The sequence below is a fragment of the Psittacicella hinzii genome (assembly GCF_003585935.1).
Taxonomy (GTDB): Bacteria; Pseudomonadota; Gammaproteobacteria; order Enterobacterales; family Psittacicellaceae; genus Psittacicella; species Psittacicella hinzii.
Genome location: NZ_NRJG01000032.1, coordinates 1 through 12,160, shown reverse-complemented (window position 1 = coordinate 12,160; position 12,160 = coordinate 1). Strand labels below are relative to the sequence as shown.

At 33.9% G+C, this 12,160-nt stretch carries 8 protein-coding genes and 1 tRNA gene; 4 read left to right on the top strand and 5 right to left on the bottom strand.

The features are described 5' to 3' along the window. Window positions 1-44 precede the first annotated feature (44 nt). The 3 genes from CKF58_RS02235 to CKF58_RS02225 form a co-directional block, all read right to left on the bottom strand. Window positions 45-121: transfer RNA gene (locus tag CKF58_RS02235), tRNA-Ile, on the bottom strand. Between the two features lie 175 nt (window positions 122-296). Then, window positions 297-2,264, bottom strand: coding sequence for a peptide transporter (locus CKF58_RS02230; RefSeq protein WP_119530417.1), 1,968 nt, complete (start codon window positions 2,262-2,264; stop codon window positions 297-299). A 701-nt stretch (window positions 2,265-2,965) separates the two neighbouring features. Next, entirely contained in the window at window positions 2,966-3,883 is a 918-nt protein-coding gene (locus tag CKF58_RS02225) for a DMT family transporter (protein ID WP_119530415.1), read from the bottom strand. Window positions 3,884-4,048: 165 nt separating this feature from the next. On the opposite strand from CKF58_RS02225, the gene CKF58_RS02220 reads away from it, so the two are divergent. Beyond that, window positions 4,049-5,119 (top strand): metallophosphoesterase, encoded by a 1,071-nt coding sequence (locus tag CKF58_RS02220; RefSeq protein WP_119530412.1) that lies wholly within the window; start codon window positions 4,049-4,051, stop codon window positions 5,117-5,119. 114 nt (window positions 5,120-5,233) lie between these two features. Here CKF58_RS02220 and CKF58_RS02215 read toward each other — a convergent pair whose 3' ends face one another. Next, window positions 5,234-6,679 carry a peptidoglycan DD-metalloendopeptidase family protein gene (locus CKF58_RS02215; RefSeq protein WP_147397192.1) on the bottom strand — a complete coding sequence of 482 codons (1,446 nt, stop codon included), beginning with the start codon at window positions 6,677-6,679 and terminating at the stop codon, window positions 5,234-5,236. A gap of 1,195 nt (window positions 6,680-7,874) precedes the next feature. Here CKF58_RS02215 and CKF58_RS02210 point away from each other — a divergent pair. Both CKF58_RS02210 and CKF58_RS02205 read left to right on the top strand, forming a co-directional pair. Next, window positions 7,875-8,684 (top strand): metal ABC transporter ATP-binding protein, encoded by an 810-nt coding sequence (locus CKF58_RS02210; RefSeq protein ID WP_222987663.1) that lies wholly within the window; start codon window positions 7,875-7,877, stop codon window positions 8,682-8,684. Window positions 8,685-8,708: 24 nt separating this feature from the next. Next, complete coding sequence (locus CKF58_RS02205; RefSeq protein ID WP_119530406.1) at window positions 8,709-9,509, top strand: iron chelate uptake ABC transporter family permease subunit; 801 nt, start codon at window positions 8,709-8,711, stop codon at window positions 9,507-9,509. Window positions 9,510-9,751: 242 nt separating this feature from the next. Here CKF58_RS02205 and tsaE read toward each other — a convergent pair whose 3' ends face one another. Beyond that, complete coding sequence (gene tsaE, locus CKF58_RS02200; protein WP_119530404.1) at window positions 9,752-10,273, bottom strand: tRNA (adenosine(37)-N6)-threonylcarbamoyltransferase complex ATPase subunit type 1 TsaE; 522 nt, start codon at window positions 10,271-10,273, stop codon at window positions 9,752-9,754. Between the two features lie 177 nt (window positions 10,274-10,450). Here tsaE and CKF58_RS02195 point away from each other — a divergent pair, with 177 nt between their 5' ends. Further along, window positions 10,451-11,884: an MATE family efflux transporter gene (locus CKF58_RS02195; RefSeq protein WP_119530402.1), complete on the top strand. Its 1,434-nt coding sequence runs from the start codon at window positions 10,451-10,453 to the stop codon at window positions 11,882-11,884. The last annotated feature ends 276 nt before the right edge of the window (window positions 11,885-12,160 follow it).

Sequence of the window (12,160 nt, the reverse complement as noted above, 5' to 3'; positions counted from 1 at the left end):
TCTCTTTAGGTATAAAAAAAATCTACACCTAAGTGTAGAGAAAATGGTGGGACCACACGGACTTGAACCGTGGACCAAGCGATTATGAGTCGCCTGCTCTAACCGACTGAGCTATAGTCCCATTAAAAAATCTTGACTATTATAACTCAAGTTAGCTTTAATTTCAATAAAAAAGCACTTGCGCAGGCTTTAGTTACAGTAGTTTGCGCAAATTTAAGTCAAAAAACTTTGCCCTCTTTTTCTTAAGAGGGCAAGTTTTAGATCGAACTATGCTTAGCTAATCTAAGAGTGAACTCTTATTTAGCTTTTTTACTACCTTTAGTTGATTTTTTAGTTTCAGCTTTGGTAGTTTCTGCTTTAGCAGTTTCTTTTTTCTCGGCTTTAGAAGCTTTTTCTGCTTTTTTGCCTGGTTTTTCTTTTAAACCAAAGTGCCAATCTAAACGTTCACGCATTAATTTACCCATGCATGACGCGTCACCTTGGAATAATTTATTCACTTTATCCGGACCTGAACATTCTGCAGCAATGTTTAGACGCTCACGTGGATTTTCGATCATACGTAAAGCAGCTGCTACATATTCGTCAGTAGTTTTCGCAATTGTCCACTCTGGGAAACCTAAGTAGTGGAATAAACCGTCATCGATGTGTTCGTACACTTCTGGACCAGTTTTACATACACCAGCAAGACCTGCAGTGATTGTATCTACGATACCATTAGTATTACCGAACGGGAATGGGTTTAAGAACATGTCACATTTAGACATTACACGCATGTAGTCTTTATAGTTTTGGTGTTCGTAAACTGTACAGTTTTCTTTACCTAAAGCACGGTGAATAATGTTTTGTACGTGAATGTGTGTTAAACCAATTGCTTGACCGATTAAGAAGTGGAAATGAATTTTCTTCTTAGATTTTTCGATAATTTGACGTAACGTATTTAATAGCGTTGGGTTAAATTTCATAATAGTCGCAGCCATTACGATATTTACCACTTCTGGATCAAAATCACGTTGCGTATTTAAATCTAAGTCTTGTGCAAACATTGACGGACGGTAGAATACGTCTTTCGGTAGACGGATTAATTCTTCTGAGAAGCATTTAGGTGTATCTTCACCTACATAAATGTCTTCTACTACTACGTAGTCAATGTATGGAGAATTAGTTGTAGCTGGGTGACCTAAAGCAACAGCTTGTACTGGAGCTAAACGTAAATTCGTCATGAAAATAGTATTTAAGAACATACCGATAGCAGGCATATATAACATATGCGGCTTAATACGTTCAGCTTCTTCACGTACGAAACGTACTTGGTCAAATAATGGAATATTATCTTTAATAGGAATATATTCGTCGAATACACCTAAAGTTTCTTTACCAACACGGCCTTCTAGACCCATACCGATAACGTGGAATTCTTTACGTGCTTCGTCAATACAACGTGAGTGGGTACGCCAAATTGAGTGACCGCCTGAGAACCACTCTAATAATACTAATAAAACAGGTTTTTCACCTTTTTTAATAGTAGTAGGCATATTAGTTACGTCTTTAATACCTTCTCTTTCTAATTGTTTACGAATTAGACGGTTTAAAGGACGTTTAATATCGTGACGTTTCTCATAATCTGCATATGAACAGTGCATATACACATCATGGATAATGTTAATTGGAACGAAATCTAGAGAATCTAGTTGTTCTAATTTTTCAGGTAACCATCTTAATAGAAGCTCACGTTTTTCATGTGCAGCTTGAGTACCTAAGAAACGTGGAGATAATAAAGCAAATGCTAATTGTGTAGTTAAGCGTGGATTAACTTTCCATAACTCATCAAAGTTCATTGGAACGTTTGAATCTGGGATATAGAATAGAGCTAATTTCACTAAATCTTGATTGTTGATCACAGGTTTATCTGGATCCTCAGATTTATTTAACGCTTGAATAATATGGTCAGCATTTCGGAATGGAGAAGCTGCAAAGATCATCTCAATCCAACGTTGAAGATACATGATTTGTGGGAAACCACCTTCTTCATTGATGTGGAAGTCTTTTTGCAGGAAAAGGTATGTTGTTGCACTAATAATACGTGATAAGAAGTGCTCTGTTAGACGATCACCTAAAGCGATAATTGGAACATTCGCTTTGAATGATTCATCTAATTTACCTAAATTACCATCTAAATCTCTTAGTAATTGAATAAATTGGCGAGCTGCTTCTTCATATTGGTGATGATAACAACTATACTCATATTTGTTTAAATCGAAAGCCATACTAACTACTTTATTATTTGAAAATATGTATTCTAAAAAACATCTTTTTAGTAAAAATTTTACTAACAAGAATTGGTTTAAGCTATCTATTCTGCTCTGATAAGAGGATAGCTAACTTAAAGCGCGAGGTACGTAAGATAAATCTTTAACCAAAATATATCATAAAAGTAAACGACTTATTTAGATATCTTTACAATTAGATATTTCTGGAACACAGTTGTAAATGGAAATACTTTTACTTCTGTATATTATATAGGCTAACAGATTTTACTGCTCAAGTATTGCGTACTTTAGGAATAAAACTCTTGCTTCGTAAGCCATAAATTACTAAAAAATAAAAACCTACTGACATTACACGACAAAAGCAAATTCATCGCTTTGCTTTGTGCACTCATAAGCAATGAATCTATTAAACAGACTCATGTCACTTAGAGCTTTTGATGTCAGTTTTTAGACAAATATTTTTTCTTATCGTGCGATAAAAATTACAATTTTTCCGATATTTCAAGACTAATTAGAAATAAAGTCGTGATATTTATAACAAGTTTTTATTTGCGAACCTGCTGCCTATCACTTAAGTAAAGAGATTAAAATTAGTTATCGCTAAATTTATTACACAATTTACCCCTTAAAGGCTAAAAAATTACTTTTTTCACCTTTAAGGGGTAAGTTGTGAGTACTTTTTGTTATTCAGCTAAGCTTTAGTTATCAGCTTGCAATAGTTGCGCTAAAATTTGATCACCATAACCAAGAGTAATAATTGCAACTATAGCTAATAAAATCCCGAGAATATTCACTTTAGATACACGCTCACGTAAGAACATAGTACCTAAAATCGTAGCTAGGACTACTACTCCTAAGTTCATAGTCGTCATTACTAACGCCGTTTGATTTGCCATCGCACGATGCGCTTGCAGATAGAAGTAGATATTTGTAAAGTTTAAGCAACCTAAAATCGCACCGGTAATTAGTGAAGCTAAATTAAAACGTGCACGACTAAAGAGTAAGTAGATAAACATTAAGATTGCCGCCACAATAAAGATCGCTACTAAAGTATTAATAAAGTTTTTTACTGCCATGTATTTTAGCAGAATATCAATTACTCCATATCCTACCCAAACTAATAAAATCCATAGCCAAGTGTAACGACTTTGAGCATATTGTTGGCGATGTAAATCTAAACTTAAACCGCGATATGAATGAGCTTTACCTTTATCCATTAAACAGAAAATAGCTAAAAAACTTATAACAATCGCCGCTCCTTTTACAGGAGTAAATACATCATTGAATAATAAAAAGGCAGCACTAACGCCAAAAATTAGCGAAAGACGTTGAGCAATGTCGGCCTTAACAATGCCCACATTTTGCGCCGCTTTACCCATAAAAATAAATACTGATGGGAATAAAATCCCTAGTAAAGCTAGGAGAATCCAACTATTATTAGCTAGATATACTTGAAAATCAATTTGTCCGCTACCTGCAATAAAATAAGCAAGAAGCGCAGCAACCGGATAATTCCAGAAAATAATTTGTGGAAGAGAAATATTAGTATTACGTACAAGCTTTAACAAAATCGAAACAGTTACACTTGCACATACAGAAAAAAGTAAATAAAGCATTTTGGCTGCCTTAATAAATTACAAAATAGAGGTATGTATAGATTTATTGATGAAAATAAAAATTTGCGCGATAAATCAAGTTATTGCAGAGAGCTGATTAATCTATAATATAATAGATTTTTCAATATCACCTCTAACTTACTTATCACTCTAAGGAATAAGATTATGCCAAGATGGCTATTTTTTCTCGCCATAATTGCTATTTATGAACTTGCCTTGCTCTTAGTAATCTTTACTGTGCGTTGGCTAAGTTCAAATCGACTTAAGTTATGGCATCTCGCAACACCAATTTTACTAGCAGCTAATATCCTCTTAGCTCTAGCTTTATTAAATTGGCGTTCAGATTATTCAACATCGTTTTTAATTACTTTAACCGTTTTATGGTTCTACTGTTTAAGTTGTGCCGTTGTTCTTGGGGCTTATAAAATCACCGGTTCTCATTATAGCGCTCTGTTTAAGATATTACTACCTTGTAATTTTCTTGCCTTAACAGGTTACGCATGGTTTAATGCTCATTCGCCGCAAGTAAAAACTTACAACATTAGCATTAATAAGCCTCTAGCTCGACCATTAAAAATCTTAGTAGCTTCTGATTTGCACTTAGATATTTACATTGGTAATAAAATGCTCGACAAGCTTTATGCCATTGTACAAGAACAAAAACCTGATTTAATTTTAATGCCTGGGGATATTCTAGATTTTGACTCTAAAGTGTACACGCGTGAAAAAATGGCACAAAATCTTCAACGCTTACAAGCTATTTACGGAGTATATGGCTCTTTAGGTAATCATGAGTATTACGGACCATTATCCGAAAATGTTGCAGCCATTAGTCAAGGTGGCATTAATCTTTTACAAGATCAAGCAACAGTAATCGATAATAAATTCATTCTCGTTGGACGCAATGATCAGTTAGATACTTTACGTAAACCTTTGAGCAGTATTCTTGAACAAATGCCAGTAAATGATTTACCGGTAATAGTTATGGATCATCGCCCTATTTATACGGATATCTATGACTTCCCTGTAGATATTAATGTTTCAGGGCACACGCACAATGGACAAGTTTTTCCTGCTAATTTTATCGTAAAATTTATGTACGAACTAGCCTATGGTTACAAACAAGTTGATAATCATCACTTATTTACTACTAGTGGCTTTGGTTTAGCAGTAAGTCCTTTCCGTTTAGGTTCAAAATCTGAAGTATTTATTATTAATGTAACCGGACAAAAATAATCATATCTCAAGCTAATAGAGCTGAAAATAATTATGGTTTGAATGATTATCTAAAAAACTAAGCATAAACTAAAAGTCTAGGTAGTAATACCTAGACTTTTAGTTTTTATACTCTTATCTACCAAGGTAACTCATCACTTCCTTCGAAAGAGAAATGAAACGTTTATTACCATTAACGTTGTTATTTACACCTTGAGGTAGAGCTACTGTACGAGGGTTACGCGGTACCCCATTTACGTGAATTTCATAGTGTAAGTGTGGACCGGTTGTACGACCTGAGTTACCAGAGAAGGCAATTAACTGCCCACGTGATACTTTTTGTCCTACACTTACTCTGAATTCAGATAAATGCATGTATACAGTAGAGTAAGTTTTATTGTGTTGGATTACAATATAACGTCCTGCACCATTTGCCTGATAAGTCACTTTCGACACTACCCCATCAGCTGGAGCATAGATTGGTGTACGAATTGGAATACCAAAGTCGATACCATTGTGCGGAGTAACACGACCTGTAACAGGGTGACGACGTGTTGGATTAAATCCTGATGTAATGCGTGGTACAGCTCCATTAAATGGATAACGGTTAAAGCTTGGTTGTTGTTCTTTAAAGCCGTTTTCGTTATACCAAGTGTTACGATATTTAATCGCGTAGTAAGATTTACCACCTTGGACAACTTTTACTGCCACTACATCTCTAAAGCTATCGCTAATACGACGATCACCAACATACTCTTGGTATGAAAGTACAGTTACATTAGCTCCCCGTCCAATACCTCTACCATTAGTTTCCCAATTTAAAAGCGCACTAATAGCACGTACTGAATCACTTGGAATTTGTAAGTTACGTAAAGTTGCGTCTAGACCACCATTAGCAACAATTAAGTTAGGTTTTACACTTAAACGTTTTTGGGTTGGACGTCGTTGTTCTTCACGGAAGTAACTGTTTTTCGAGTCGTCGGTTTCACGAATATAACGTAACTCGATAACTGGAGTTTTCGCAAAACTAATATAACTAATATGACCGTCTTCGGTAAAGTAGTAAATTAGTCCTTGACCTTTTTGTAATCTATCAATACCATCTTTATAACGCTTGCTTAGAGCAATAATATCTCTAAAGTCATCACGGTTTAAAGTTGCTTCTGGGTATTGAATACGTAAAGCGGTAGTTAAGATTTGTTCTAAACTTTCGCTATTTGATTTAACTTCGTGAGAGTTTGGATCTTTTAAGTTCCCCACGAGGTTCACTAAATCAGTAACGTCTTTATTAAGTTTTTGTAAACTTAATGGTACTAAGCGCGAATTACTTGCTAAATCATCAGCTTTAGCTGGAGATAGCGTTTGAATATCGCTAATATCTTGGAAATCTATTTTCGCCGAAGTATCTACGTCATTATTGTTATAGTCAGTACTATCTGATGACTCTACTAAGCCATTTATTTGACTCTGATAATTTATATATAAACCTGTACCAATTAAAGTAAAGGCAATTAAATACATTAAGCGAACAACAATGGAAAAGATTCTTCGACGTTTTACATCCGCTGCTGTATTATTCACGTTGAATCCTGCTAAATAAATACTAACCAGTAGCTTATCTTTATTTCTATTTCTTAACTCTTAAAGCTCGGTCGAGTTAAGCTCTTAAGTATGCGTACACTGGTACTAAATTTGTTTATCATGAGCTCTCTTAAAAAGAGGAAGGATGATAAAAAAACTTAGGTATTTACCTACAAATTTAATATTTTATTACCTTATCTTTAAGGAGTAATCTCAACTTAAAGTTAAGCTCGTTAACCTGTTATATTTATTAATCCCGTTACAACTAGAGTTAATGCGGTACTAATTTTTCTCAATGCATCCAAGAAATTCTTGCCATGCTTATGCTTTTAGTTAGTACTTAACTCTTTTCTTAAGATTATTGGCTTTTTAGCTTATTTACAGCGTATCTTATGCTTTGCTCTATCTTCGTATGATATTGCATGAACACGCTAGCTTTCTCTCAACTAAAAATCACTTCTTTTTAAGACTATTTTGCTTTCTCAAATTAAGAAATCACTTTTCTAGTCTTTTTAGACTATTTATTTTGTCAAAAAATTAGTCTTTACTAAGCTGTTAATTTTTTATTCTCCAACTCTGTTCGCTAAGAGTTTTAGGATAAAAATCGCCAATTTTAAATTGTTCTCGGGATAAAAATACTTAAAAAACTAGGCTATATTTTATCAAATTTACCTACAAAAAGAAAATTTAATACAAATCTTAGCTAACTTTTTGTATCCAACTGACATCTTGCAGCAAAAATGTCAGAATTGCGCACCTGATTACATATCACAATAATAAAATTAATCAATTATCCTTAAATTTAGCTGCAAAAGCGTGTAAAAAGGCATACAACTATCTCAAAGGCTAAAGTTTATCTTTATATTTATAGGGATTGAATACCTTAATCTCACCTGCATCATATTAAAAATTTATGGTTACATTTAACCTACTTAAACTATGCTGTATCTAAATTGAGGTTAACCTAAATCGAGGTTAATTAGTCTAAGTTGCATGCTAACTTGGTTTGCTCAACTAAATTTAACGGTATTTACTGTTCTCTTCTTAGTTAACACTTCTCTACTTTAGGTTGGATATACAATATTTTCACTCATGTATATGTTTACAGACGCTTAATTTGAAAAATTTAGTATAATTAGCGTAAAGTATGGTGGACTACTGTGGTAGTCCTTATTTTCACTTTATGAGCAAATATATGACCCTACCTTTAATTTCCTTACAACAAGTAAGTTTAGCCGTAGGTACTGAAAAGAAAACGATTTTAGATCGCGTAAGCTTTGAGATTTATCCTAATACTGTAACCACAATCGTTGGTCCTAATGGTGGTGGAAAATCTACAGTGTTAAAAGTTCTTCTTGGCTTAACAGCACCTACTAGCGGTAAAGTTGTTAAATGCCGCAACAATCTGCGGATTGCCTATTTACCTCAAAAACTACATTTTGATCAAAGTATTCCCATGAATGTGGAGCAGTTACTGCAACTTTGTCCAAAATTTAATCAAGAAAACTACGCTTGGTTAGTAGAAAATCTTGAGTTAGAAAAAATCCTCAAAACCTCAATTCATCAACTATCTGGAGGTGAACGCCAAAGAGCATTCTTAGCTCGTTGCTTGATGATTGAGCCAGAACTGCTTGTACTTGACGAGCCGGCTCAAGGGATTGATATTCAACGTCAAGCCTATTTGTATCGTTTAATTCAACGTATTAAAGAAAGATACTCGTGTGCCGTACTTTTAGTTAGTCACGATTTAATGTTAGTAATTAAAAATACTGATCACGTTATCTGTTTAAATCAACATATTTGTTGTGAAGGACAACCTGAAAGCATTGCCCATAACCCAGAGTTCTCGAATATTTTCGGACATGTAATTGCTAAAAATATTCAGGATGCCTTTGCGGTTTATTCGCACAACTCAGCACATCATCACACAACCACGGGCACTCATGCTCCGCATTGTGGATGTGATCATGGTTATCCTTGTCCAGACAAAACTTCCAATCCTTAACACAACCGAGGTTGTTATTCCCCTATGTTTTTACTTTCATTAGTCGCTTTTGCATGGCTAGCAGCCTTTTTACTAAGTTTTTCGACTTCGACTTTAGGTTGCTTTGTGCTCTGGCGCAGAATGTCATACTTTGGTGATACTCTAGCTCATGGCTCAATGCTAGGTTTTTCCCTAGCCATTGCTTTGCAAATTAACTTTTACCTAGGCTTAATATTTACCGTCTTTTTAATTACGCTTTTGCTGTTTTTAATTGAACATCGTTCTAAAGTATTGCATATGGACTCAATTCTTGGAATTGTGGCGCATACAAGTCTTTCTTTAGGATTTATTATTATCAGCATTCTAGCGCAATATGTTAGAGTTGACGTTTTAGATTATCTTTTTGGAGATCTTCTAATTGTCGATACTTATGACTTATGTATTATTGCCGTTCTAAGCGTAACGATTATTGCTTTAATTGCTTATCATTGGCGTAATCTACTTACCGTACTAATTAGCGAAGAAATGGCAATTGTTGAAGGAATTAACGTACGTTTTTATAAAACCTTACTGGTAATTCTTTTAGCTTTTGTCGTAGCAACTAGTATTACTTTAATTGGAGCTTTATTAATTACTTCCTTATTAATTATTCCAGCATCAACGGCACGTCGCTTTGCTACTTCTCCAAAACAAATGATTATTTACTCATTTGTGATTAGTAATATTGCTATCGCTATAGGTATAACTACGAGTGTTTACTTTAGTTTTCCTACCTCTCCAGCAATTGTTGCTTGTTTAGGGATTATGTTCTTACTAAGTTTACTTTGTAAACGTATTGATAGTTAATGTCTCTAAACAACCTAAACTAAAGTGATATATCACACGTTTTAGAACGTGTAAATAAGAAACAAAACCGCACACCCGAGAATTCGTTATTCTCAGGTGTGCGGTTTTTGTATTATCTGCCTAAACTACAAATTAGTTTAGTTTAATTTAATTTAATTTAATTTAATTTAATTTAATTTAATTTAATTTAATTTAATTTAATTTAATTTAATTTGGTTTAGTATAGCTTAGTTTAGTTTAGCTTAGTTTTGTGTATATTTTTGGCTTAGAGCTTGGAATTTAGCTTCAGCCTGTGCTTTTAAACTAGCAGGCAATTGTGAGCTCACAAATTGTAAATATAATTTACGTGCATTTGGCTCTTGTTCTACATAATCCCACGTAGCTAAAAACATTGGTGGGTAATCATGCATTAAAATTTGTGGCCATTCAATTAGGAAAATGGTATTCGGTTGCTGGTTATCAAAAAATCCTAGTACCTCTAATTCTCCAACATCACCTAAGCGATATAAATCTAGGTGATAGATCGTATGTTCACCTACGGCATAATCTTCTTGAATCGAATAGGTTGGACTTGGAATATTACCTTGATAACCAGCAGCTTGAATAAAAGCACGACTAAAAGTACTTTTACCTGCTCCTAAATTTCCAAGTAAATAAATATTAACGCTTTTTTGCTCACTTATTTTTTGCGCCAGAGCATAAAAGTCACGAGCAAACTCGGCAGTTTGTTCTGGACTAGTAAATAGAAAATCGTATGCTTGCATGGGGTTGTACCTACATTTTAATTATTAATCTTTCTTACGATTAGTTTGTTCTATCGTAAGTAAGTGTATTATAGCGTTGTCTCGACCTATCTGCTGGTTATTTACCGAATAATATATTTCATTGCTACAGTGATATAATAGGACGAAAATTTTTCTCCTCTAACCACGGTGATTTTTATGCAAACAACTACATCATGGTGGGGCACAAAAGCAGAACCGACTAATTTACGGCTCTTTTTTAATATCTTCCCAGCCACTTTCGCTTCGCAGCTTGTTTACATGAGTGTGGTAATTATTAACACTCTTATGGCAGCTCATGTATCAACAACTGCAATGGCGGCTATAGGTCTGGTTGGAAGTATTCTTTGGACGTTTAACTCTCTTGGTTTAGGTCTTTTAAGTGTAATCCTCTCTCGTATGGGTTATGCCTATGGTAAAAAAGACTATACCCAAGTAGGAGATATTCATCGTCAAACCTATTATCTCATCGGCATAATTAGCATTTTTATTATGCTTATAGATTTAATATTTCTACTGAACTTAGGATTTTTAAATCTTAGTCAAGAAATGTTAACTATTTGTCGCCCTTACTTTATTATTCTAATTTTTAATGTTCCTCTGAATTTATATGTTTTCCATTTACGGAATATAAATTCTTGTGTAGCATTCACTTTACCTACTCTGTTAATTAGTATTCCCGGTTTATTATTAGTTGCACCGTTAAACTTAATTTTTATGTATGGTGATTTACCATTTTTAGGTAAAAATCCAGGTTATAGTGCATTTACCATTACCGTTATTAACCTAATTTACATTGTAGGATTAACAGCTTTTATTAAGTTCCGTAAATCAACTTACGCTAAACTAAATCTCTTTCAACCTATTTTCCAAAAACCAGATAGCGTTTTTATTAAAGATATCCTCAAAAACGGCTCACCTATTGCCATGCAATATTGGTTAGAAAATAGTTTTTATAGTTTAGTAGCTGTATTAGTTACGCCTTTAGGCACTTCAGTACTAGCAGCACATGAGGCGGCTATCTCCTGTTATGGTATTGTGTACTCGATTGCCATTGCTGGATCAGCAACTCTTACAAGTATTACGGCACGTCGTTTAGGTGAAAATCGTCGCGATCTAGCACAACAGATTTTCCGCAATATTAGTTACTTCTTAATTGCGGTGTACGTGTTAATTGGTATTGTGACAATTTTACATCGTGATATAGTTGCAGATATCTTCATTAAAGATGATAGAACTGCGCACGATATTGCGCAAAACCTGATAATTTTCTTAGGAGCTTCGAACTTTTTCGACGGTCTATATGCAGCTTTACTAGGCTATATTATTCCTTACCGTGATAGTCGTTATGCTTTCTTAACCATGTTAATCGTAGCTTGGGGCTTAGGTATGCCATTAGCTAATACTCTAGCATTTACTTCATGGTTAAGTCCTGCTCCAATGGGAATTTACGGTTTCTGGACAACCTTTGTTATTGTTGCCTTTATTATTTGTATGAGCTTTTTATACCGTATTATTTTTAAATGGCATCGCATTAGTGATGAAGAACTCAAGATTCATCTTAACAAAGGCGCTGTGGCAAATGATCACTAAATCAAACTTTTTGAGTATTATCAATTATCATTAACCCAAAAGTGAATCCTTTATCCTAAAAAATTTAGGAAGTAATTATGCAAAATAAGGTTGCAAAATAAGGTTAATGATCTCAAGAAAAATTTGGCATAAAAGAGACAATAAAAAATCTCTCTTTTATGTCATTTTTTTATTTTTATTAATTTTTTCGTAAAATTTTAAAGCCTTTTTTAGCTTTAATTTTCAATTAATTATAATCTAAGCGTAAAAAAAGCACTTGCATATTAATATTAAATT

Bases quoted from the DNA above. Each gene is read 5' to 3' on its own strand.
- CKF58_RS02230 (WP_119530417.1), bottom strand. From the start codon at position 2,264: ATGGCTTTCGATTTAAACAAATATGAGTATAGTTGTTATCATCACCAA.
- CKF58_RS02225 (WP_119530415.1), bottom strand. From the start codon at position 3,883: ATGCTTTATTTACTTTTTTCTGTATGTGCAAGTGTAACTGTTTCGATT.
- CKF58_RS02220 (WP_119530412.1), top strand. From the start codon at position 4,049: ATGCCAAGATGGCTATTTTTTCTCGCCATAATTGCTATTTATGAACTT.
- CKF58_RS02210 (WP_222987663.1), top strand. From the start codon at position 7,875: ATGACCCTACCTTTAATTTCCTTACAACAAGTAAGTTTAGCCGTAGGT.
- CKF58_RS02205 (WP_119530406.1), top strand. From the start codon at position 8,709: ATGTTTTTACTTTCATTAGTCGCTTTTGCATGGCTAGCAGCCTTTTTA.
- tsaE (WP_119530404.1), bottom strand. From the start codon at position 10,273: ATGCAAGCATACGATTTTCTATTTACTAGTCCAGAACAAACTGCCGAG.
- CKF58_RS02195 (WP_119530402.1), top strand. From the start codon at position 10,451: ATGCAAACAACTACATCATGGTGGGGCACAAAAGCAGAACCGACTAAT.